The 21,856-nt window shown below is 71.8% G+C and carries 22 protein-coding genes, 1 tRNA gene and 1 riboswitch; of the genes, 13 read left to right on the top strand and 10 right to left on the bottom strand.

The window, feature by feature from the left end; translation table 11 throughout:
* Positions 1 to 2 precede the first annotated feature (2 nt).
* The 3 genes from ABUL08_RS23365 to ABUL08_RS23355 form a co-directional block, all read right to left on the bottom strand.
* Positions 3 to 284, bottom strand: coding sequence for a hypothetical protein (locus tag ABUL08_RS23365; protein WP_350932109.1), 282 nt, complete (start codon positions 282 to 284; stop codon positions 3 to 5).
* A gap of 1 nt (position 285) precedes the next feature.
* Positions 286 to 1,326 carry a class E sortase gene (locus tag ABUL08_RS23360; RefSeq protein WP_350932108.1) on the bottom strand — a complete coding sequence of 347 codons (1,041 nt, stop codon included), beginning with the start codon at positions 1,324 to 1,326 and terminating at the stop codon, positions 286 to 288.
* 938 nt (positions 1,327 to 2,264) lie between these two features.
* Positions 2,265 to 3,074 (bottom strand): DUF881 domain-containing protein, encoded by an 810-nt coding sequence (locus tag ABUL08_RS23355; protein WP_350932107.1) that lies wholly within the window; start codon positions 3,072 to 3,074, stop codon positions 2,265 to 2,267.
* Between the two features lie 230 nt (positions 3,075 to 3,304).
* Here ABUL08_RS23355 and ABUL08_RS23350 point away from each other — a divergent pair, with 230 nt between their 5' ends.
* The 5 genes from ABUL08_RS23350 (at position 3,305) to ABUL08_RS23330 (ending at position 9,820) form a co-directional block, all read left to right on the top strand.
* The gene (locus ABUL08_RS23350) at positions 3,305 to 3,568 is read left to right on the top strand and encodes a cell division protein CrgA (RefSeq protein WP_350932106.1); all 264 of its coding nucleotides are present in this window, start codon (positions 3,305 to 3,307) and stop codon (positions 3,566 to 3,568) included.
* A gap of 407 nt (positions 3,569 to 3,975) precedes the next feature.
* Positions 3,976 to 6,174: a (Fe-S)-binding protein gene (locus tag ABUL08_RS23345; RefSeq protein WP_350932105.1), complete on the top strand. Its 2,199-nt coding sequence runs from the start codon at positions 3,976 to 3,978 to the stop codon at positions 6,172 to 6,174.
* Between the two features lie 156 nt (positions 6,175 to 6,330).
* Entirely contained in the window at positions 6,331 to 7,638 is a 1,308-nt protein-coding gene (locus tag ABUL08_RS23340) for a hemolysin family protein (RefSeq protein ID WP_350938795.1), read from the top strand.
* Positions 7,631 to 8,635 carry a hemolysin family protein gene (locus ABUL08_RS23335; RefSeq protein WP_350932104.1) on the top strand — a complete coding sequence of 335 codons (1,005 nt, stop codon included), beginning with the start codon at positions 7,631 to 7,633 and terminating at the stop codon, positions 8,633 to 8,635. Before ABUL08_RS23340 ends, ABUL08_RS23335 begins: the two co-directional genes overlap by 8 nt.
* Before the next feature lie 180 nt (positions 8,636 to 8,815).
* Entirely contained in the window at positions 8,816 to 9,820 is a 1,005-nt protein-coding gene (locus ABUL08_RS23330) for a C40 family peptidase (protein ID WP_350932103.1), read from the top strand.
* 62 nt (positions 9,821 to 9,882) lie between these two features.
* Here the strand turns inward: ABUL08_RS23330 and ABUL08_RS23325 are convergent, their stop codons facing one another.
* Positions 9,883 to 11,919 carry an N-acetylmuramoyl-L-alanine amidase gene (locus tag ABUL08_RS23325; protein ID WP_350932102.1) on the bottom strand — a complete coding sequence of 679 codons (2,037 nt, stop codon included), beginning with the start codon at positions 11,917 to 11,919 and terminating at the stop codon, positions 9,883 to 9,885.
* A gap of 233 nt (positions 11,920 to 12,152) precedes the next feature.
* A riboswitch (cyclic di-AMP (ydaO/yuaA leader) is annotated at positions 12,153 to 12,289 on the top strand.
* Positions 12,290 to 12,348: 59 nt separating this feature from the next.
* Between ABUL08_RS23325 and ABUL08_RS23320 the strand changes: the two genes are divergently transcribed.
* Entirely contained in the window at positions 12,349 to 13,335 is a 987-nt protein-coding gene (locus ABUL08_RS23320; protein WP_350932101.1) for a C40 family peptidase, read from the top strand.
* A 49-nt stretch (positions 13,336 to 13,384) separates the two neighbouring features.
* On the opposite strand, the gene dcd is transcribed toward ABUL08_RS23320, so the two are convergent.
* Positions 13,385 to 13,963, bottom strand: coding sequence for a dCTP deaminase (gene dcd, locus ABUL08_RS23315; protein WP_350932100.1), 579 nt, complete (start codon positions 13,961 to 13,963; stop codon positions 13,385 to 13,387).
* A 90-nt stretch (positions 13,964 to 14,053) separates the two neighbouring features.
* Here dcd and ABUL08_RS23310 point away from each other — a divergent pair, with 90 nt between their 5' ends.
* On the top strand, positions 14,054 to 14,599 hold the full coding sequence (locus tag ABUL08_RS23310; RefSeq protein ID WP_350932099.1) for a pyridoxamine 5'-phosphate oxidase family protein: 546 nt from the start codon (positions 14,054 to 14,056) through the stop codon (positions 14,597 to 14,599).
* A gap of 76 nt (positions 14,600 to 14,675) precedes the next feature.
* Here the strand turns inward: ABUL08_RS23310 and ABUL08_RS23305 are convergent, their stop codons facing one another.
* Positions 14,676 to 15,659 carry a zinc metalloprotease gene (locus ABUL08_RS23305; protein ID WP_350932098.1) on the bottom strand — a complete coding sequence of 328 codons (984 nt, stop codon included), beginning with the start codon at positions 15,657 to 15,659 and terminating at the stop codon, positions 14,676 to 14,678.
* A 254-nt stretch (positions 15,660 to 15,913) separates the two neighbouring features.
* Here ABUL08_RS23305 and ABUL08_RS23300 point away from each other — a divergent pair.
* Positions 15,914 to 15,987, top strand: a tRNA-Gly gene (locus tag ABUL08_RS23300).
* 64 nt (positions 15,988 to 16,051) lie between these two features.
* Here ABUL08_RS23300 and ABUL08_RS23295 read toward each other — a convergent pair.
* Positions 16,052 to 16,786 carry a VOC family protein gene (locus ABUL08_RS23295; RefSeq protein WP_350932097.1) on the bottom strand — a complete coding sequence of 245 codons (735 nt, stop codon included), beginning with the start codon at positions 16,784 to 16,786 and terminating at the stop codon, positions 16,052 to 16,054.
* 168 nt (positions 16,787 to 16,954) lie between these two features.
* Between ABUL08_RS23295 and ABUL08_RS23290 the strand changes: the two genes are divergently transcribed.
* Positions 16,955 to 17,383 (top strand): VOC family protein, encoded by a 429-nt coding sequence (locus ABUL08_RS23290; protein WP_350932096.1) that lies wholly within the window; start codon positions 16,955 to 16,957, stop codon positions 17,381 to 17,383.
* A gap of 46 nt (positions 17,384 to 17,429) precedes the next feature.
* Here ABUL08_RS23290 and ABUL08_RS23285 read toward each other — a convergent pair whose 3' ends face one another.
* Together ABUL08_RS23285 and ABUL08_RS23280 are read right to left on the bottom strand one after the other, a co-directional pair.
* On the bottom strand, positions 17,430 to 17,819 hold the full coding sequence (locus ABUL08_RS23285) for a VOC family protein (RefSeq protein ID WP_350932095.1): 390 nt from the start codon (positions 17,817 to 17,819) through the stop codon (positions 17,430 to 17,432).
* Positions 17,816 to 18,172, bottom strand: coding sequence for a DUF1801 domain-containing protein (locus ABUL08_RS23280; RefSeq protein WP_350932094.1), 357 nt, complete (start codon positions 18,170 to 18,172; stop codon positions 17,816 to 17,818). Before ABUL08_RS23280 ends, ABUL08_RS23285 begins: the two co-directional genes overlap by 4 nt.
* A 116-nt stretch (positions 18,173 to 18,288) precedes the next feature.
* On the opposite strand from ABUL08_RS23280, the gene ABUL08_RS23275 reads away from it, so the two are divergent.
* Genes ABUL08_RS23275 through ABUL08_RS23265 form a run of 3 tightly spaced genes read left to right on the top strand, consistent with a single transcriptional unit; the run spans position 18,289 to position 20,720 of the window.
* Positions 18,289 to 19,182 carry a LysR family transcriptional regulator gene (locus ABUL08_RS23275; protein ID WP_350938793.1) on the top strand — a complete coding sequence of 298 codons (894 nt, stop codon included), beginning with the start codon at positions 18,289 to 18,291 and terminating at the stop codon, positions 19,180 to 19,182.
* A 34-nt stretch (positions 19,183 to 19,216) separates the two neighbouring features.
* Positions 19,217 to 19,780, top strand: coding sequence for an NUDIX domain-containing protein (locus ABUL08_RS23270; RefSeq protein ID WP_350932093.1), 564 nt, complete (start codon positions 19,217 to 19,219; stop codon positions 19,778 to 19,780).
* Positions 19,781 to 19,838: 58 nt separating this feature from the next.
* Positions 19,839 to 20,720, top strand: coding sequence for an LLM class flavin-dependent oxidoreductase (locus ABUL08_RS23265; RefSeq protein WP_350932092.1), 882 nt, complete (start codon positions 19,839 to 19,841; stop codon positions 20,718 to 20,720).
* A gap of 66 nt (positions 20,721 to 20,786) precedes the next feature.
* On the opposite strand, the gene ABUL08_RS23260 is transcribed toward ABUL08_RS23265, so the two are convergent.
* Complete coding sequence (locus tag ABUL08_RS23260; protein ID WP_350932091.1) at positions 20,787 to 21,215, bottom strand: ASCH domain-containing protein; 429 nt, start codon at positions 21,213 to 21,215, stop codon at positions 20,787 to 20,789.
* A 107-nt stretch (positions 21,216 to 21,322) separates the two neighbouring features.
* Here ABUL08_RS23260 and ABUL08_RS23255 point away from each other — a divergent pair, with 107 nt between their 5' ends.
* Positions 21,323 to 21,838, top strand: coding sequence for an alpha/beta hydrolase (locus tag ABUL08_RS23255; RefSeq protein WP_350932090.1), 516 nt, complete (start codon positions 21,323 to 21,325; stop codon positions 21,836 to 21,838).
* Positions 21,839 to 21,856 lie beyond the last annotated feature (18 nt).

Here is a 21,856-nt window from a genome sequence, read left to right as displayed (position 1 = left end):
GTTCACCTGTTCGGGGTGGGGGGCGGGGCGTTGTTCGAATGGGTGCTGTACGGCAGTTCCTCGTCGGTGGGGGCGTTGCTGGGCACCGTGAGGCCGCCGTCGCCACTCTCGCCGGGCACCCCGGAGTCCTGGGTGACCTGGACGTCGTCGAAGGGGAGCAGCGGTTCCGCCCAGGGGAAGACGACGAGCCAGAGCAGCGCCACCGTCGCGGCGGCGAGCAGCACCGAGCCGATCAGCTTGCCGGGCAGCCCGAAGGGGAGCTTGCGCCAGATCCACGCGTACATGTCAGCCTTCCAGCTCCGCCGGAGGACCCGCCGACTTGGCCTGTACGTGGTCCAGCCGGGCATGGATGATCAGGCGCTGGTAGTTGTCGAACTTCGGGTTGCAGGTGGTCAGGGTGAGCAGCTTCTCGGTCGGCTTCACGCCGGGCTTCATCGGCACCGGTGCCACCGCCTCGACCTGGTACGGCTTCACGATGTGGCTCTGGTAGACCTTGTAGACGTACCACTCGGTCTTGCCCTCGACGACGATGTTGTCGCCGCTGTTCAGCTCGTCCAGCCGCCAGAAGGTGGCCTGGATGCGGTGCCCGGCGACGGCGAAGTTGCCGACCTCGCCGGGGAGTGCGCTCTTCGGGTAGTGGCCGGGGGCGTACCGGATGTCCTTGGGGGTGACCCCCTCGACCACGATCCAGTGCTTGTCCAACTTGGGGATGTAGAGCCCGGCGATCGGCTTGCCCTCCACCGGGGGGCCGGGCTTCTTGGTGGGTCCCGTCGGTCCGACGGTGGGGTCGGGTGCCCAGGCCTGGGTGAGCTGGCTGTTCAGGTCGTCCTGGCGGGCGTCGACGATGACCGACTTGCCCCAGATCTCGTAGCCGGCGAAGAGCAGCACGACCAGGCCGAAGGTGATCAGCACCTCGCCGGCCACCCGGATGCCGGTCCGCAGTCGGGACGCCAGCGAGGGCCGGGTCAGCTCCGAGTAGACGCTCTTGTACCCCTCGCCGGTCTGCTCGGGCCGCAGCTGCACGACCCGTTCGCCCCGGCGTGGGCGGGGTGGTTCGGCCGGGCTGTCGCCCTGCGCGTCGGCCGGCTCCCCGGTGTCCGGCACCGGTGGTACGGCCCCCATCAGGGCGGTCGAGTCCATCGTCGGGGCGGCGGCCGGTCGTCGACCCGTGACCGCCGGGATCAGCGCGGTGGCGGCCGGGTCCGCGGACCGTCCCTGGTCGACGTCGGGCGGCAGCGGACGGCTGTCGGCGGGTGAGCCGGGCCGCGGGGCGTCGGCGGCGCGGCCCGGACGGCCACCCACCGCGGGAATGATCGCGGTCGGCACCTCGCCCATGGTCGCCGGCCGGACGGTCGGTGCGGCGGGCCGTTCGGCCGCAGGTCCGACGGGCCGGTCGGGGTTCCGGCCGGTACCGGGTTCGCGGGGAGCGCCGTGCGGTGCGGCGGCGCGTCCCGGCCCTTCGTCCCGGGGGCCGGTCGGCGGCCCCGCGGAGGGCCCGGGACCGCCGGCCCGTCGGTCGACCGGCGGTGCCGCGACACCGCGCGGGTCGAGCGGCGGAACGACAGCGGTGGGCCCGTCGATCGGGGACCGGGCGGGGGTACGCCGATCGTCCGGCGCAGCGGCGAAGTCGGGGGTCCCGCCGGAGGCCGGAGGCCCGTCCGGCACGCCGCGAGCGGCACGCGGGCCGGTGGGCGGGGTGCCGGCCGGGCGCGGGCCCGTCGGCGGGGTGCCAGCCGGGCGCGGGCCGGTCGGCGGGGTGCCAGCCGGGCGCGGGCCGGTCGGCGGGGTGCCAGCGGCACGCGGGCCGGTGGGCGAGGTGGCGGGTGCGAGGCCGCCCGCAGGCGGAGCCGCCGGGGTGCGGCCGGCGAACTGGTCGCCGGGCGGGGCGGTCGGACGTCGGCCGGGCCGGTCGGCGTCGACGGGCCGGGCGGTGCCCCCGGGCTGGCGCGCACCCGGGCCGGTGGTGGTCGGGCGCTGCGCGGTGGCCGGGTTCGACGGGCGGTTGGGGGCGTTACCGGGCCAGGCCGGGGGCGCCGAGCGGTACGGGTCGCCGGAGCCACCCCCGGGAGCCCGGGAGCCGGCGGGGGGCCGGTCGGGGCCGGCGGGGGGACGGGTGGCACGACGGGCCGGTTCGGCTCGCTGGTCCCCGTCGGGCCAGGGCAGGTGGAGCGGAGGGCGGGGCGGTGCCGGCCGTTCGACCTTGCGGAGGAACGCGGTGGGATCCTCGCTCTGATCGCGATGGCGTCCGTCGCGACCGTCCTCGGTCACCGGGGGACCTTCGCGGAGCGCAGCGAGGTCGAGTCCTCGAACGCCGGGACGGTGACCCGGGAGACCGTCTCGCGGTAACCGAGCTGGTAGTGGTCCACCGCTTCCTTGAACAACCGCACTCCCTCGGACGCGGCGAGGGCCTGCCTGAGGGCATCCGGATCGCCGATCGCTACGATCTTGAACGGAGGGGAGTACACCCGGCCGTGCAGTAGCAGGGTGTTACCGACGCAGCGTACCGCGCTGGTGCTGAGCACGCGGACGTTCATGATTGACATGGCCTCGGCCCCGCCCGCCCAGAGCGCGTTCACGACCGCCTGGACGTCGCCCTGGTGGACGACCAGGTCGTCGTTGCTGGCGCCCTTCGGCAGGGGCTGGTCGTCGCGGCGGGGTGGTGCGTCGTTCAACTCGATCGTGATGCCGTTGCCGGCGAGCGCGGTGAACCCGGCGGCCTGCCGGCTGGCGTCGGCCCGCTCCTGCTGGAGTCGGATCGGTCGGTCGGTGTTGGCGAGGGCGGCCGTCTCGCTCTCGACCTCGGCGCGCAGCCGGGCGGCGCGCAGCTCGCTCGCGGCCACCTCTTCCCGGCGGTCCTCGATCAACTGGGTGAGCTGGGGACGACGGTCCTCGCGCAGGGCGGTGCCGCCGGCGGTGGTGGCGGTCGTGGTGAAGAGCAGTCCGGCGGCGGCGGCGATCAGCGGCACCCCGATGGACCAGCCCGGCCGTCGCTGCCGTGGCCGTCGTGGCAGCAGTCCGGCGACCGCCCGCCGGAGCACCTTCTGCCAGGAGGCGGCGCCGGATGTGTACTCCACGGAGCGTTCCTTCCCCGTCGTCTCATGTCGGGCCGCGGGAACGCGGACCGGGTGCCCGACCCGAAAAAGTCCCGCCCTTTTCGGTCACTCCGCGCACCGGCCTGACCCCATTCGTGGCCTGGACGGTCCGTCGGGACTACGCTAGCTGTCGAACATTATTGGCCATGGACCGTCGCCCCCGCGCCCGGTTGTCAGGCCGGACGAGGTCGTCACCCCCTCTGGAGAGCGTCGTGCCCAAGTCTCAGGTCCGCAAGAAGAAGGTGTACACCCCGCCGACGGACGTACGTCCGACGGCGACGGCGGCGACGCGCAAGCCTAGCCCGGTCTGGCTGCCGATCACGGCCGTCGCGCTGATCGTCGGTGGCATCGGCTGGCTGGTCATCTACTACCTCTCCGAGCAGGCGTACCCGGTCGCCACGTGGGGTTACTGGAACCTCGCGGTGGGCTTCGGCGCGATGGTCGCCTCCCTGGTCCTGCTCTCCCGCTGGCGCTGACCCGGTCGAGTTCCGGCCCGGTTCCCGCGGCGACGGCTCCGGCGTTCCATCGCTGAGAGCCGGCGCCGCCGGGGGTCGGGCCGTCGCCGTGTGCCGAGCCACGCGGTCGCCCTCCCGGACGGGCCTGCCGGGCCGTCCGGGGATGGACGTACGTCACGCCACGACGCCCCTGACCGGCGGGACGCGCCGGGTCCACCTAAGGTGTGCGCAGGGCGGCGTGGCCGGATGCGAGATGACTCACGTTACTGCTGGGTAACCTTGCGCGTAGGCTGCACTGCATGACCGAGCGGAGCGAGGTCATCGACCGGTCGGGTCGGGGAAGCGGGAGTGGCGCCACGCCACCCGCTCCGTGAGCCGACCCCGGTCGCCGAGCCGCTCGACAGGCAGCAGACCGGGAGGCCAACTCGATGGGCAGCGTCCAGATCGTCACCACGATCCTCGCGGCCGCCATCACCGCCGTGGCGGTGTGGCTTGCGGTGCGCGCGGTCATGAAGATGACGGCGGTGATCCGACTGGGGCAACCGGCACCGGAGCGGTTCACCGACAAGGGCACCCGTACGAAGACCATGCTGACGGAGACCGTCGGTCACACCCGGATGCTCAAGTGGAGCGTGGTGGGTGCGGCGCACTGGACCGTGATGGTCGGTTTCGTCGTGCTCTCCCTGCTGGTGCTCGAGGCGTACTTCGAGGTCGTCACGCCGAGCGGTGGGCTCCCGATCATCGGCGGCTGGACGATCTTCGGCCTGGTCACCGAGTGGATCGGCATCCTCGGCCTGATCGGCATCCTGGTGCTGATGGCGATCCGGCTGCGCAACCGGCCGACCCGGCCGGGCGGCCGGTCCCGGTTCACCGGCTCCACGATGTGGCAGGGCTACTTCGTCGAGTGGATCGTGCTGCTGGTCCTGATCTTCGGATTCGTGATCCGGGGCTTCAAGGTCGCCACCGACCACTTCGAGTACCCGCTCTGGGCGACCCCGCTCAGCCACGCCGTCGGCGCGGTGCTCCCCGCCTGGTCCAGCGGCGCCAGCGTCGCCGCGCTGATCAAAATCATCATCTCGATGACCTGGCTCATCGTGATCTCGTTGAACGTCACCATGGGTGTCGCCTGGCACCGGTTCCTGGCGTTCTTCAACATCTTCTTCAAGCGTGAGCCGGCCAAGCCCGCCGGTTCCGGCCTGGGCGCGCTCCGCCCGATGATGAGCGACGGCAAGCCCCTCGACTTCGAGGAGGCCGACCCGGAGAAGGACCAGTTCGGCGTCGCCCAGGTCGAGCAGTTCAGCTGGAAGGGCCTGCTGGACTTCAGCACCTGCACCGAGTGCGGCCGCTGCCAGTCGCAGTGCCCGGCCTGGAACACCGGCAAGCCGCTGTCGCCGAAGCTGCTGGTGCTGAGCCTCCGCGACCACGCGTACGCCAAGGCGCCGTACCTGCTGGCCGGTGGGGGCAAGGACCTGACCGGCGAGGAGAAGGCGACCGAGGCGCAGCTCGCCCACCTGGACGTGCTGACCCTGGCCGAGTCGAACAAGCCGCTGATCGGCACCGCCGAGGAGGGCGGGATCATCGATCCCGACGTCCTCTGGTCCTGCACCACCTGCGGCGCCTGCGTCGAGCAGTGCCCGGTCGACATCGAGCACGTCGACCACATCGTCGACATGCGGCGCTACCAGGTGCTGATCGAGTCGAGCTTCCCCTCCGAGGCCGGCGTCATGCTCCGCAACCTGGAGAACAAGGGCAACCCGTGGGGCGCCCCGCAGAACACCCGCGAGGACTGGACCAAGGGGCTGGACTTCGAGGTGCCGCGGGTCGGCGAGGTCGAGGACTTCGAGTACCTGTTCTGGGTCGGCTGCGCCGGGGCGTTCGAGGACCGGGCCAAGAAGACCACCCGGGCGGTGGCGACGCTGCTCAACGAGGCCGGCGTGAAGTTCGCCATCCTCGGCGAGGGCGAGACCTGCACCGGTGATCCGGCCCGCCGGATCGGCAACGAGTTCGTCTTCCAGATGCTCGCCCAGCAGAACGTCGAGACCCTCAACGAGGCGTTCGAGGGCCGGGAGAAGACGAAGCGCAAGATCGTCGCCACCTGCCCGCACTGCTTCAACACCCTGGGCAACGAGTACGGCCAGCTCGGCGGCGAGTTCGAGGTGGTCCACCACACCCAGCTCCTGGCCCACCTGGTCAGCACGGGCAAGCTCACCCCGGTGCAGCCGGTCGACGGCGGCGTGACCTACCACGACCCCTGCTACCTGGGCCGGCACAACCGGGTCTTCGCCGCTCCCCGTGAGGTGCTCGGCGACTCGATCCAGGGTGAGATCACCGAGATGCCCCGCAACAGCGAGCGCTCCTTCTGCTGCGGTGCCGGTGGCGCCCGGATGTGGATGGAGGAGAAGATCGGCAAGCGGATCAACGTGGACCGGGTCGAGGAGGCCATGTCCACCGGGGCGAAGACCATCGCGGTCGGCTGTCCGTTCTGCTCGACGATGCTCAACGACGGGGTCAACGGCAAGGGCGCCGGGGAGGACGTCGAGGTCGTCGACGTCGCCAGCGTGCTGCTGCGCTCCCTCAAGCCCGGGGACCCGGCAGGCGCGGAGGAGACCGCCCCCACCCCCGCCTGACCTCACGCCCACGCCGACAGCGGCGTCACCCCTGTCCGGGTGACGCCGCTGTCGTCCCCCGGGGGACCGGTGCGTGGCTCGTGTGGGGCGGCGGAGGCGTGGGAGAATCCCGTCCGAGGTGAGGCGATCATCGACGGCCTACTGGTCACCACGCTGTTGCCCCTGGTCGGCTTCGTCCTGCTGACCGCCGGCAACGCGTTCTTCGTCGTGGCCGAGTTCGCCCTCGTCACGGTGGACCGCGCGGAGATCGAGCGGCGGGCCGGCGAGGGCGACAACCGGGCCACCACCGTCCGCCGGGCGTTGCGTGAGCTCTCCTTCCAGCTCTCCGGGGCGCAGCTCGGCATCACCATCACCGCCCTGCTGACGGGCTATCTGGCCGAGCCGGCCCTGGCCCGACTCTTCGCCCCGCTGCTGCGGCCGGTGGGGGGCGCCGAGCGGTTCAGCCCGGTGCTCGCCCTCGCCCTGGCGACGCTGCTGTCGATGCTCTTCGGCGAGCTGGTGCCCAAGAACCTCGCGCTGGCCCGGCCGATGCCGGCCGCGCTGGTCACCGCCGCCCCGATGCGCAGCTTCTCCCGGGCGTTCGGCTGGCTGATCCGGGGGCTCAACGACTCGGCGAACCGGCTGGTCCGCCAGCTCGGCGTGGAGCCGCAGGAGGAGCTGGCCAGCGCCCGGTCGCCGGAGGAGCTGGGGCTGCTCGCGGCGATCTCCGCCCGGGCCGGTGCGCTCCCGCCGGACACCGCGATGCTGCTGCGCCGCACCATCCGGTTCGGCGACAAGCGGGCCGCCGAGGCGATGACCCCCCGGGTGGACGTGATCGCCCTGCGGGCCACCGTCACCGTCGCCGAGCTGCTGGACCTCTCCCGGGAGACCGGCCGCACCCGCTTCCCCGTCTACGAGGAGACCCTCGACCTGGTCACCGGCGTGGCGGGGGTGCCCGACGCGCTCGGCGTACCGCTGGACCGCCGGGCCTCGACGACCGTCGCGGCGGTCGCCCGCGAGCCGGTGTACGTGCCAGAGAGCCTGGACCTCGACGGGGTCCTCGCCGCGCTGAAGGCAGCCGGCGCCGACCTGGCCATCGTGGTCGACGAGTACGGCGGCACGGACGGCGTGGTGACCGTCGAGGACCTGGTCGAGGAGCTGGTCGGGGAGATCGCCGACGAGTTCGACCCGGACGCGGTCGACGACCTGCACCCGGCCGAGCTGACCGTGCCGGGCGGCGAGCGGACCACCCTGGTGGACGGGGTGCTGCGCGAGGACGAGCTGGCCGAGCAGACCGGCTTCCGGCTGCCGGAGGGGCCGTACGAGACGCTCGCCGGCTTCCTGATGGCCCGGCTGGGGCACATCCCGGTGCCCGGTGAGACGGTCGAGGAGGCCGGTTACGAGTTCACCGTGGTCGAGGTGGACCGGCACCGGATCGAACAGGTCCGGGTGCTCCGGCCGGAGGAGCCCGACGACGGTGAGTGAACTGCTGGTGGCCGCGCTGCTGCTGTTCGGCAACGCGTTCTTCGTGGGCGGCGAGTTCGCCCTGATCGCCTCCCGCCGTACGGTGATCGAACCTCTCGCGGCCGGCTCGAAGCGGGCCCGCTGGGCGCTGTCGGCGATGAACCAGATCCCGCTGATGATCGCCGGGGCGCAGCTCGGCATCACGGTCTGCTCGCTGGGGCTGGGCGCGATCGCCGAGCCGGCCCTGGCGCACCTGCTGGAGACGCCGTTCGAGGCGGTCGGGCTGCCGGCCGGCGCGGTGCACCCGGTGGCCTTCGTCATCGCCCTCGGTGTGGTGGTCTTCCTGCACACCGTGGTCGGTGAGATGGTCCCGAAGAACATCACCCTGGCCGGTCCGGAGACGTCGGCGTTGTGGCTGGGGCCGGCGATGCTGGCCTTCTGCGTGGCCACCAAGCCGCTGCTGCTGGCGATGAAGTGGGCGGCCCGGCAGGTGCTGCGGCTGTGGGGGGTCGAGGCGACCGACGCGGTGAAGACGGTCTTCACCGCCGAGGAGTTGGCCGGCCTGGTCTCCCAGGCGCGGACGGAGGGGCTGCTGGACGCGGAGGAGCACGCCCGGATCACGGGTGCGCTCGCGCTGCACAGCCGGACGGCCGGCGACGCGCTGCAACCGTGGTCGACGGTGACCACGGTCGCCGAGGACGTGTCGCCCGCCTCGTTGGAGGTGCTGGCGACCCGGACGGGCCGGTCCCGTTTCCCGGTGGTGCAGCGGTCGACCCGTCGGGTGCTCGGATTCGTGCACGTGAAGGACGTCCTCGGTTATGCCGGCGCGAGTCGGCGGGCCCCGGTGCCGGCGGAGGTCTACCGTCCGCTGGCGGTGGTGCCGCCGGACCGTACGCTGGCCGACCTGTTGCTGTCGATGCGGCGCGAGCGGCGGCACATGGTCCTGGTGAGTGACGGTCGTCGTCCGCTCGGAGTGGTGACCCTCGATGACGTATTGACAGCTATCGTTGGGACCTGAGCAAATACCCTTGGTGTGCAAGCGGTTGCACAGACGTGATTGAACAAAAGGTCACCTTGATTCCGCTCGCGGCCTTCCCTAATGTGGGGCACCGGTCGCTGTGGCTCGTCTGTCTCGCCCTTCCCCCCTCGCGAGGCGCCCGGCGGCCGGTCGCAAAAGGAGTCGGTGCCGGTGGCAACCATGCCCCCTCATCGTCACGCCCCGATCTCGCCGCTCACCCGGCGGGTCGGCGTGCGCCGGGTCGTACACCGTCTGCTCACCCTGGTCGCGGCCGTCGCGGTCGGCGCCGGGGTGGCCGTCGCGCCCGCGCACGCGGCGCCGCCCTCGGTGGACGAGATCGAGGCCCAGATCGACAAGCAGTGGGAGCAGTTGGAGCCCACCATCGAGGACTACAACAAGGTCCGCGCCGAGCTGAAGGTCAACAAGCAGAAGTCGACCGAACTCGAGCAGAAGATGGCTCCGCTGGAGCTGGAGTCGACCCTCGCCATGAACCGGGTGGGCGACCTCGCCTCGCACTACTACATGCAGGGCCCGTCGCAGGAGCTGGGCGCGCTGCTGGTCGACGCCAAGCCCGGCACGCTCACCGAGCAGCTCACCATCCTCGACCGGCTGGCCGCGCAGCAGCGCAAGCAGGTCGCCGGCGTGCTCGCCATCCGGGACAAGTTCAACCGGCAGAAGCGGAAGCTCGACGCGCTGATCGAGACCCAGATCAAGCAGCAGAACGAGCTGGCGGCGAAGAAGAAGCAGATCGACGCCGAGATCAAGCGGCTGACCGCCTCGCTGCCGAAGACCACGGTGAAGGTCACCGGCTGCCCGACCATCAACGGGGTGGTGAGCAGTGCCGCGCAGACCGCGATCCGCGTCGCGTGCCAGCAGGTCGGCGACCCGTACGTCTGGGGTGCCACCGGCCCGAGTTCGTTCGACTGCTCCGGCCTCACCCAGTACGCCTACAAGGCGGCCGGCATCTATCTGACCCACTTCACCGGCGCCCAGTGGAACGAGGGCAAGGCGGTCTCCCGCGACGACGCCCGCCCCGGCGACCTGGTTTTCTTCTTCAGCGACCTGCACCACGTCGGCCTCTACCTCGGCGACGGCATGATGATCCACGCTCCCCGGACCGGCAAGCCGGTCCAGGTCACGAAGATCGCCTACATGCCGGTCGCCGGCTTCCGCCGGGTCACCTGATCCCTGCCGCGCACGAAGGCCCCCGCTCGCAGCGAGCGGGGGCCTTCGTCGTCGTGGGTCGGCTACTGCGGGGTGCCGACCGCGGCGGGCAGGATCAGCACGTCGTCCAGGTTCGCGAACATCACCCGGTGGCCGAACTGGATCTGGACGTACCGGTTGGTGCCGCGGACCACGGTGCGGTCACCGGGGGCGGAGCCGTCGAAGGAGACCGCCCGGTAGTACTCGCCGGGGACGATCCCGCCGAGCGCGTACCGCTGGCCGGCGGCGAAGGTGTACTGCAACGGCGAGATCGACTGGTACGGGATGGTCGCCGGGTACGCCTCCCGTTCCGGGTAGGCCCGCCCGTACACCGGGATGCTGGCGCGGCCGGGCTTCGGGGTGACCACGAAGCCCTGCGCCCAGGTCGCCGTCGGCGCGGTGGGCGGGTTGAGGAACCACGCGCGCTGGCCGAGGTACCAGATCGCGGTCCAGTCACCCTGCACACCCGCGAGGGCGTACGTCTGGCCGGCGGAGGCACGGGCGCCGTGGTCGGAGATGTACATGGTGTCCGGCGTGCCGTTGGGCCGCAGGCCCCGGTCGTTGACCAGCGGCGCGTCCGGGCTCGGCGCGGTGCGCAGGACGACCGCCGAGGAGCCGCGCAGCGGGCACGGGGCGGCCGGCGGGGTCGGCTTCGGCACGCCGGGCGGCTGCTGGTTGCAGCCGGTGAAGGCGGGCTGGTTGGTGGCGTAGTCCGGGTCGATGGTGACCAGGCCGGTGTGCGCGGTGCCGGTGCCCCGGAACGGCGCCTTCATCAGGTCGAAGTAGTGCGACCAGTCCCAGTAGGGCCCCGGGTCCCAGTGCATGCCGGCCACCGTGCCGGCGGTGGTGCCGGGGACGTTGTCGTGGCCGAGGATGTGCTGCCGGTCCAGCGGGATCTGGAACCGCAGCGCCAGGTGCCGGACCAGCTTCGCCGAGGTCCGGTACATCGCCTCGGTGTACCAGGTGCCGTGGCCGGCGAAGCCCTCGTGCTCGATGCCGATCGACTTCGCGTTGACGTACCAGTTGCCGGCGTGCCAGCCGACGTCCTTGGCCTTGATGTGCTGGGCGACGTAGCCGTCCACCGAGCGCAGCGTGTAGTGCCAGCCCAGGTAGGTCTTCGTCTGCACCAGCTTGACGCTCGGGCCGAAGTAGCCCTCGGTGTCGTGGATGACGATGTACTCGATCTTCTGCTGCGCCGGCCGCTCACCGAGGTCGTGGTTGCCGTAGTCGCCCGGGTTCGGGCCGTACTTCTCGTAGGGCGCGGGGATCCACTCGCAGGCGAGGCGGACCGGGCACTCCAGGCCGTCCGGCCGTTCGGCCCGGCGCAGTCCCAGCTTGTGCAGGCCGGACTCGTCCGGCGTCACCGCGACGGCGGCGAGGGTGACCCGCTGCCCGTCGTCGGTGGTCCGGGTCGCGCCGAGGCCGATCTGGTCGTACACCTCGTCGGCGAAGGCCGCCGCGGCGTCCTCGGTGTCCGCGCCGGAGTACCGGGCCACCGCGCCGTACCAGGCCGCCGGGTCGCTGCCGGCACCGACCGGCGCGGCCAGCGCCCTCTGGTACGACGCGAGCAGCGCCGCCCCGCCACGGATGTTGGCGGCGGCGTCGTCGCGCAGCGTCTCCTCGGCCACGCCGGTGAGCGCGGCAGCCGCGTCGAGGGTCTGCAGGGACGCCGACGGCAGCAGGTCGCCGGCCGGCTCGGCCGCAGCGGCGGTGTCGACGGTCAGCGGGCGGGACTCGTCGCCCCGGGGGTCCTCGTTCTCGTCGACGTGCGAGCTGGACGGGGTGGCGGCGACCTGCGCGGCGTCGGTCAGGTGCATGGGGCCGTAGCCGCCGCTGGTGCTCGGCTGGCCGGGGTGGGTGTCCCAGCGGGATTCGAGGTAGGAGACGCCGAGCAGAACGCTCTCCGGTACGCCGTACTCGGCGGCGGCTGCCGCGTACTGCTGCTGGCGGTCGGTGGGTTCGGTGGTCCCCGCGGTGGCGGGGTCGGCGACGACCGGTCCGGTGACGAGCAGGACGGTGGCCGCCGCCACGGCGGTGGCGAGCACGATCCGTGCGCGCGGTGGAACGGGGGTGAGGTGCATGGAACCTCCAGGTCCGACGGGGGTCACTGCGTGCTCACCCTCGCCCCGGGCACCGCCTCGGGTCAATACTTTCCGCTTAATGATGTTGCATGAAAGAATCCTTCATCGAGTCCGGTCGACCCGGCGGAACAGGTACGGAGTGTCACGGCGTCGCGGGTTGCGGATCGATAACGGCCATCTCTACTCTGGTCAATCGTCGACCGGAAACTGGACCGTCCAACCCGGGGGGTCACGGTCGGACACCGCCGAGTCGCCTCCGGGCGAACCGGGGACCCAGGTAACCGGGGTGAATCCGCAGCACTGCGGTAGGGCGGCTCCCTTCCCGCCCGAACCCGTCAGCTAACCCGGTAGGCGGTCACGAAGAAGGAGTACGGAAGCCCGGTGGCACACCATGCCCCGCGGCGACCGTCGGTCCGGTCGGTCGACCGGATGACGGCTGCGCCGCGCCCACGCTGGTCCCGCTTCACCACCCTCCTCGCCGCCCTGGCCGGCACCGCGGTCGTCCTGACCGGCGGCGCCACGGCGGCCCACGCCGAACCCTCGGTCACCGAGATCGAACGTCAGATCGACCAGGACTGGGAAAAGCTCGAACCGGTCATCGAGCAGTACAACGCCACCAGTCAGGACCTGGCGGTCAAGACCAGGCAGGCCGACGCCCTCGCCAAGCAGATCGCCCCGCTCCAGCTCCAGGTCGACCTCGCCATGGGGCAGGTCAGCGGGCTGGCCGCCGAGGCGTACAAGGGTCAGAACGTGGGCACGGTGAACGCGCTGCTCGGCAGCCGCTCACCGGGCGACGTGCTGACCGGCCTGGAGCTGCTCGACCGCTTCGCGCACCGCCAGGCGCAGGAGGTGCGGTCCGTCGTCGACCTCCGCGACCAGTTGGCCGCGAAGAAGAAGCCGCTGGACGAGATGGTCGCCCAGCTGGCCCGGACCAAGGCCCAGCTCGGAGCGAAGAAGCAGCAGATCAACGCCGAGATCGCCCGCCTCGGCAAGCTCCGGCTCAAGGTGTACGGCAGCGGCGGCGGCGGTCCGCTGCGGCCCGCACCCTGCCCGTCCGGCTACCCGGGCGGTCCCGCCGGGATCGCCGTCAAGTTCGCCTGCGCCCAGATCGGCAAGATCTATGTCTGGGGCGCCGCCGGCCCGGACCACTTCGACTGCTCCGGCCTGACCATGGCCGCCTGGGACAAGGCGGGCGTCTCGCTGCCGCACAACGCGCGGCAGCAGCACGACGTCACCCGACGGGTCAGCCGCAGTGAGCTGCGCCCCGGTGACCTGGTCTTCTACTACAGCGACCTGCACCACGTCGGCATGTACGTCGGCGACGGCTGGGTGGTGCACGCCTCCCAGTCCGGCAAGCCCATCACCATGAAGCGCGTCGACGACGGCCAGATCAACAGCTACGGCCGCCCCGGCTGACGGGTGACGCGGGGTCCCTTCCCCTGGAAGGGGCCCCGCGCCGACGCGGTCAGCGGATCGGCCAGGTGCGCCAGTTCTGCCAGGAGCGGCTCGGGGTCGGGCCGCGCTGGCCCTGGTAACGCGAGCCGTAGACGGCGGAGCCGTACGGGTGCTCGGCCGGCGACGAGAGCCGGAAGATGCAGAGCTGGCCGATCTTCATGCCGGGCCAGAGCGTGATCGGCAGGTTCGCCACGTTGGACAGCTCCAGCGTGACGTGCCCGGAGAAACCCGGGTCGATGAAGCCGGCGGTGGAGTGGGTGAGCAGCCCGAGCCGGCCCAGGCTGGACTTGCCCTCCAGTCGCCCGGCGAGCTGATCACCCAGCGAGATCACCTCGAGCGTCGAGGCGAGCACGAACTCGCCCGGGTGCAGCACGAACGGCTCCCCCTCGGGCACCTCGACCATCGAGGTCAGGTCGTCCTGCTGCATCGCCGGGTCGATGTGCGTGTAGAGGTGGTTGTTGAAGACCCGGAAGAGCTTGTCCAGGCGTACGTCGATGCTGGACGGCTGCACCAGCGTCGGCTCGAAGGGCTCCAGCGCGAGCGTGCCCGCCTTGATCTCGGAGACCAGGTCGCGGTCGGAGAGCAGCATCGGAACACCATAGCGACCGGTGTCGGCGAGTGGCGTGTCGGACTGCGTGTCGGACTGCGCGTTCGTACGTGTGTTCGATAGAATGTCCGCATGGCTTCCTGGTCCGAATTCGCCGCCGACGAGCCCCGCCTCGCCGACGAGATCCGCCTTCTCATGCAGCAGTACGGGCCGGGCTTCGGCTATCTCGCCACGGTCCGTGCCGACGGTGGGCCCCGCGTCCACCCGGTCTCCCCGGTCATCACCGACGATGGGCTCTACTGCTTCGTCGTCGACTCGCCCAAGCGCCGTGACCTCGAACGCGACGGTCGCTACGCGCTGCACTCGTTCCCGCCCGAGGAGAGCGACGACGAGGCCTACGTGGCCGGTCACGCCCGTCTCGTGACCGACCCCGCGCGGGTGGCGCGACTGGCCGAGATCGGCCGCGCCGCTCCCCGGGTCGACTGGCGGCTCTTCGAGTTCACCGTCGACGTGGCGATGCTGACCCGCCGCGCCCAGGGCGGGATCCGCCCGGCTGACGACCGACCCGCGGTGCAGGTCTGGCTCGACCCCCGGGGAGCCGCTCCGGCGTCCCCGATCGCCGCCGGCGAGGGTCTGCGTGGCCGGCGGGGCTTCGACACCCGCCGCACGGCCGCCTGAGCCGCGCACGCCGAGCCCGGAAACACGCCGGTGCCGGCCCCGTTCGACGGGGCCGGCACCGTTGTCGTGCTGGGGGTTACGCCGCGCGGTAGGCGTTCCACGCGGTCAGCATCCGGCTCGCCTGACCAGGGGTGAACTGGTACATGCAGGAGTCGTAGGTGTAGTCCATGAAGTTGGTGATCGGGTCCAGGCCGGTCGCGGTGCAGGTGTCCCGCCCGGTCGGGCACTGGTACGCCGCCGAGCCCTCGGCCGGGGTGTCACCGACGCTGTCACCCGAGCCGGAGCAGCCGCCCTGGAAGGTGTGGTAGAGGTTCAGCCAGTGGCCGATCTCGTGGGTGCCGGTGTCACCCTCGTTGTAGTTGGTGGCGGTCCCGCCCGGCAGCGACTCGTTCAGCGCGACCACGCCGTCCATGCTGTCCAGCTTGCGCTTCGGGAAGGTCGCCCAGCCGAGCAGGCTGTCGCTCAGCTCACCGAGGTAGATGTTGAGGGTGTTCTTGCCGCCCTCGCGGAGCGCGGTCTTCATGTTCCGCTCGGCGGTCGAGCCGTTCACGATCGGGTACCACGCGGCGTTGGTGACGTGGTGGACCTTCTGGAGCTGGAAGCTGAAGGCCGTCGGAGCACCGCCGGTGGCACCGCTGTACGCCTTGTTCAGCACGTCGATCTGCGCGGTGACCAGCGAGTCCGGGATGTTGCCGCCGGCCCGGGTGGTGTCCCGCTGAATGACGTGCACGACGACCGGGATGGTCACCGTGGCGAGCGTGGTGGCACCGGCGCCCGCCCGGAAGTTCGCCCGCTCACGCAGCGCGGCGGCGAGGTCGGCCTCGCGCTCACGGACCTGCTTGGCGGTCAGCGCGTTCGGGTCCAGCTTGGTCGTGCCACCCTTCTTCACCCGCGCGTCCGAGTGTGCGTCCGTCGGCTGGGCGCAGGACCCGGCGGGGGCGGCGGAGAAGGCGGAAGCAGCGGGAAGGACGCCCACCGCGGCGGTGCTGAGCAGCAGCGCGAGGGTCGTCGACGCGACACCGGCGGTACGCCGGGTCAGCAGGTTGGGACGGAGTCCCATGGGCCCACCTCTTTCTGGCGGCATGACAGGGGGTATGTCACGCCGTGGCTGAGAACGTGTGGGAGACGTTACATCGCATAGACAGATTTGAGAACGGTCATATGTTGCCGCAGTGAAACTTTCCGGTGCTTCGGCACATGCCGGTGATTTCAAGATCGTGTCGGCGAGGTTTCGCCGCCCCCGGTCGGGCGTCGGCGCGCCCCGGGGTACCTGGGTGCACGGGGCTGGTGACCTCAGGTACAGTGGTGCCGCCTGCGGGTGTAGTTCAATGGCAGAACATCAGCTTCCCAAGCTGACAGTGCGGGTTCGATTCCCGTCACCCGCTCCACGCGAAAGGCCCTGGTCAGGACGACAGTCCCGACCAGGGCCTTCGGCGTTGAAGAGGGCCGGCGTCAGGCCGGGGTGAGCAGGCAGAACTCGTTGCCCTCCGGGTCGGCGAGGACCTTCCACGGGACCTCCTGCTCCAGGTCGACGGCGGTGGCACCGAGAGCCCGCAGCCGGGCCGCCTCGGCCTCCAGGTCGTCGCCCGGATAGGGACGGACGTCGAGGTGGACCCGGTTCCACCCGGTCTTCACGTCGGGGGTGCGGAGGAACTGCAGGTACGGGCCGACGCCCTTGGCGGAGCGCAGCACCGCGTTCTGGTCGGTCACCTTGTGCACGGTCCAGTCCGTCGCCTCGCCCCAGAAGCGGGCCATCCCTCGTGGATCGGCGCAGTCGACCACCACGGTGGCGATCGGTCCGGTGTCCTGGACCGGGTCGCGCCAGTCCAGCACGCAGAACTCGTTGCCCTCCGGGTCCGCCATGACCGTCCACGGGACGTCGCCCTGGCCCACGTCGGCGAGGGTGGCCCCCAGCTCGCGCAGGCGGCCGACCAGCTCCGCGTGATGCGCCGCCGAGGTGGTGGCGAGGTCGACGTGCACCCGGTTCTTCACCGTCTTGGGTTCCGGGGAGACGACGATGTCGATGCACACGGCGACGGGGTCGGGATAGACGAAGCCCTCGGGTTCGAGGTTGGTCACGCCGGGTCCCTCGCTGGAGATCCCCCAGCCGAGCGCCTCCGCCCAGAAGGCGCCCAGCGCGGAGTCGTTCCGAGCCTTCATGTTGATCTGCACGAGCCGCGTCGTCATGCCGCCGATGCTAATGGAGATCAACTCGATCCGGGGGCGGGCGGGTTCGGCTGCGTGGAGGTCTCTCTGCTCCGGCACGTCCGCCACGCCCGTGGGATCGACGGCGTCATCGGTGAGCCGAGCGGTGGTGATCACCCGGAGGCAGAATGGCTCCCGGAGGTGATGGGGGTGGTCGATCGGGAGAGCGTGCCCCGGCTGTGTCAGGTCGTGCTCGACTGCACCGACGCCAGGGCGCTGGCCGAGTTCTACCGGGCCCTGCTCGGTCTGGTCTACCGACCCGGTGACGAGCCACCGGAAGCGGGCCACCCGGACGAGCGAGGCCGGGACTGGCTCGTGCTGCGCACCCCGGACGGCGCCCCGCAGATCGCCTTCCAGCAGGTCGAGCGGCTGCCGGAGGCGAGCTGGCCGGACGGTCCGGTGCCGCAGCAGCTGCACCTGGACCTGACCGTCACCTCGGTCGAGGAGCTGCGGGTGCAGCACGACCGCGTCCTGCACCTCGGCGGCCGGTTGCTGCGCGACCGCATCGACGACCCCGAGGAACCCCTCCGGGTGTACGCCGACCCCGCCGGCCACCCGTTCTGCGTCTTCGTCGGGTAGCCCCGGAGGCGACCGTCCACCCGGGACGGCCGCGCTCCGGAGCGGTTCAGGTGTCCTGCGGATACCAGCGGAGTTCGACGGTGTTGCCGTCCGGGTCGCGGACGTAGATCGAGGTGGCGCTGCCCCGGGCCCCGAACCTCGGCACCGGCCCCACCAGCACCTCGAAGTCCCCCGCGTCGATGACCTGCTGCCAGTCCACCGGCTCGACCACCAGGCAGAGGTGGTCCACGTTGGCGCCGGCCCGGTCACCGCGTACCAGGTCGATGATGGTGCCGGAGTCGACCCGTGCCGACGGGAACGGGACCTCACCGGCCTGCCACTGGTCGACCCGGACCGGCTCCAACCCGAGCGTGCCGCAGTAGAAGTCGATCGCGCGCTCCACGTCGGCGACGGTGAGCACCAGGTGGTCGAAGCCGGTCACCCGGACGCCGGTCACCGGTTCTCCAGGGCGTACGCCTGCCGCAGCCAGTCGGTGAAGAGGGTCGGGTCGATCTCGTCGACCGCACGGAGTCTCACCGAGGCCATCCGTCGGGCACCCGGGGTGAGTCGACCGGAGGTGTCGGTGACCTCCTGGCCGCGCCACAGGCCGAAGGTGACGTACGCCGGATAGGCCTTGACCAGGCAGAGCGGCACCTTGCCGGGCCGGTCGCCCAGGCTCCAGGTCGGGTGGCCGTGCCACATCGCCGCGGTGGCCTCGGGCAGGGCGGCGTCGACGACGTCGCACAGCTTCCCGGCGACCTCGCGTCGGGGGGCGTCGAGGCTGGTCAGGTAGCCGATCAGGGTGCTCATGCGGCCTTCTCTCGTCCGGCGGATCCGACGTCCTCCACGATCGTCGCGACGGTGATCCGGACCAAGCCGTGATCGGACTACGATCGGTGAACCAGATTCAACGGTGGGGGTCGGGTTTGCTGGAGCGGCACGAGATCGAGACCTTCCTGACCCTCGCGGAGGAGCTGCACTTCGGACGGACCGCCGAGCGGCTGCGGGTCACCACCGGCCGGATCAGTCACGTCATCAAGAAGCTGGAACGCCGGATCGGCGCGCCGCTCTTCGAACGCACCAGCCGGGTGGTCCGGTTGACCCCGATCGGGGCACGCCTCGCCGACGACCTGCGCCCATTGGTGGCCGGCATCGAGGACGCCGTCCGGCGGGCCGTCGAGTCCGGGCGGGGTGTCACCGGCGAGCTGCGGGTGGCGTTCCTCGGCGAGTGGACGGCACCGGTGCTGCTCCGGGCGGTCAGCCTCTTCACCGAGCGGCACCCGGACTGCGCGGTGCACGTCCACGAGGCGCAGCTCGCGAATACCCGGTCGAGCCTGCTGGACGGCTCGATCGACGTGCTCCTCGCGTCGTACCCCTTCGACGGCATGGCGTGCGGCCCGGCGCTGATCGCGGAGGACCGGGTCCTCGCGGTGGCCGCGGGTCACCCCTTGGCCGGTGCCGAATCGGTCTCGCTGGAGGTGCTGGCCGACCATCCGGTGATCCAGTATCCGGCGGTGACCTCCGACGGGTTCAAGCGTGACCGTACGCCGGATCGGACGCCCGCCGGGCGGCCGGTGCCGAAGGGCCCGGCGGGCGCCACCTTCTCCGAGATGCTCTCCCTGGTGGCGCTGGGCAGGGGTGTGCTGCCGGTGGGTGCGCACACCCGGCGGTACTACCCGCGCCCGGACGTGGCCTACGTGCCGATCCACGACGCGCCGCCGATCCGGCGCGGTCCGGTGTGGCGGGAGACCAACACCACCCATCGGGTACGCGAGTTCGTCCGCGCCGCGGTCGACGCGAATCCGTCACCGACGGGCTGACGGGGTGTCGGACCCGGCTGGCAGCATCCGGGGCATGCGGGTGGAGGCGGAGATCCGGGCGCTGGTCGAGTCGTTGACGCCGGTGGACGCGCTGGAGGTGCGGCACCGGGCGGAGTGCCTGGCCTGGCTGGCCACGACCGACGACATCTTCCGGCGGGAGAAGCCGCGCACCCCCTCGCCGCACCTGGTGGCCTATTTCCTGCTGCGCGACGCGGCGGACGGCAGCGTGCTGCTGGTCGACCACCGCCTGGCCGGGAGATGGCTGCCCAGTGGCGGTCACGTCGAGCCGGGCGAGCACCCCGCCGACACCGTACGCCGGGAGATGGTGGAGGAGCTGGGCGTGCCGGCCGTCTTCGCGCCGGAGTTCGGCGAGCGTCCGGCCTTCCTCACGGTGACGGAGACGGTCGGGCCGCCGCAGGAGCGGCACACCGACGTGAGTCTCTGGTTCGTGCTCAGCGGCAGCCGCGACCAGAAGCTGGTCCCGGACGCCGGTGAGTTCCGCAGCGTCCGGTGGTGGACGCCGCAGGAGGTGACCGGCGCGGAGCCGGGAAGGCTCGAACCGCACCTGGGTCGCATGCTGGCCAAGGTGTCCACCTGACCCCGAAGGCGCCTGCGACTGCGCCGCACGCGCCGCCGGTCCGCGTACCCTGGCGATCATGCGGATTGGCATCGTGATCCTCCCCGACCAGCGCTGGTCCGACGCGCAGCGCCGCTGGCGGCAGGTCGACGAGTGGGGCTTCGACCACGCCTGGACGTACGACCACCTGGGCTGGCGGGACCTGGTCGACGGTCCCTGGTTCGACTCGGTGACGACGCTGGCCGCCGCCGCGACGGTCACCTCTCGGATCCGGCTGGGCACCCTGGTCGCCTCGCCCAACTTCCGGCATCCGGCCGCCTTCGCCCGGCAGGTGACCGCGCTGGACGACGTGTCCGGCGGCCGGCTGCTGCTGGGGCTCGGGGCCGGCGGCATCGGCTTCGACGCGACGGTGCTCGGCGGGGAGACCCTGCCGCCCCGGCAGCGGGTGGACCGGTTCGCGGAGTTCACCGAGCTGCTCGACGAGATCCTGCGCGGGGACGGGACCACCTGGCGCGGCGACTGGTTCGCGGCGGTGGACGCCCGCAGCAACCCCGGCTGCGTGCAGCAGCCCCGGGTGCCGTTCGTGCTGGCCGCCAACGGTCCGCGTTCGATGCGGTTGGTGGCGCGCTTCGGGCAGGGCTGGGTGACCACGGGTGCCGAGGCCGACGACGTCGAGGGCTGGTGGTCGACGGTGGCGGAGATCTCCGCCCGGCTGGACGAGACGCTCGACAAGGTGGGGCGCGACCCGGCCACCCTCGACCGCTACCTCTCCCTCGACTCGGCCCCCGTCTTCTCGCTGAGCAGCGCGGACTTCTTCGCCGACCAGGTCGACCGGGCCGCCCGGCTGGGCTTCACCGACGTCGTCACCCACTGGCCCCGAGCCAGCAGCTGGTACGCCGGCGACGAGGCGATCCTGGTCGACGTCGCCACCCGCCTCCTGCCGGAGCTGCGTCGCGCCTGAGCGGCGGTGTTGCCCGGTGTCGTCCGGCGCCTCAACGGCGGTGGCGACCGGGTGCCGCCTCGTGCCTCAGGTGCTGAGGTCGCCGGTGGTGACGGCGTCGCCGGTGGAGACCAGGCGGAACCGGATGCAGACGATCTCGGTGTCGTCGGTGACCGGGGTGCCCTGCCGGGCCCAGTAGCCGGAATGGCCCTCCCGCCACTCCTCGATGGAGCGGTCACCCTCCCCCTCGGAGCGGGCGAAGTCCCACGGGACGTCGGCGAACCGGACCACCTCGACCCCGGTCACCTCGACCACGCCGACGAGCGCGTCGTGGTCGTCGACCAGGGCGAGCCGTTCGCCGACCTGCTCCAGCTCCTCGTTCTCCTCGGCGTACTCGGTGGTCAGGCCGGCGGTCGCCGTCTTCACGCCGGTCAGCACGAGGGTGTTGAGGGAGGCGCGCAGCTCGCCGGGCGTGCCGAGGGCGAGCGTGCGGAGTCCACCGATCCGAGGCCACATCCTGCCGAGGCTAGCCGCCGGCTGAAGGTGCGTCGCGGCATTTCGGGCCGCCGTCGGCGACCCGTCGGCGTTAGCGTGAGGGCGGTCGGGACCACGAGGAGGCGACCATGGCGGATCGGCGCGCGGTGCTCGTTCCGGGCCGGGGGTACGACACCCGGGGCCCGCTCTTCGCCTATCTGGGTGAGGCGCTGCGTCGGCGCGGCTTCGGCACCCACGAGGTGACCTGGCAGGTGCCCCACGACCTCGGCGGCGACCGGGCCGCCCCCTGGGTGGCCGAGCAGGTGACCCCGGCGCTCGGTACGCGGACCGACCTGCTGGTCGGCAAGTCGCTCGGCTCGTTCGCCGCCCCGCTGGCCGCCGAGCGCGGGCTGCGCGCGGTCTGGCTCACGCCGCTGCTGCACCGGGCCGACGTGACCGACGCGCTGGGCCGGGCGGCGGAGCCGTTCCTGCTGGTCGGTGGCACGGCCGACTCACTCTGGGACGGCCGGGAGGCCCGCCGGCTCACCCCGCACGTGCTGGAGATCCCCGACGCGGATCATTCCCTGCTCGTGCCCGGCCCGCTGGCGCGCTCGGCCGAGGTGCTGGGCCGCGTCTGCACCGCAGTGGAGGAGTTCGTCGGCTGAGCCGCCCGGCCGGCACCG

Origin of the sequence: Micromonospora sp. CCTCC AA 2012012 (genome assembly GCF_040499845.1) — a bacterium.
Taxonomy (GTDB): domain Bacteria; phylum Actinomycetota; class Actinomycetes; order Mycobacteriales; family Micromonosporaceae; genus Micromonospora; species Micromonospora mangrovi.
The sequence above is the reverse complement of the archived record's forward strand: the minus strand, read 5'-3'. Positions and strand labels throughout refer to the sequence as shown.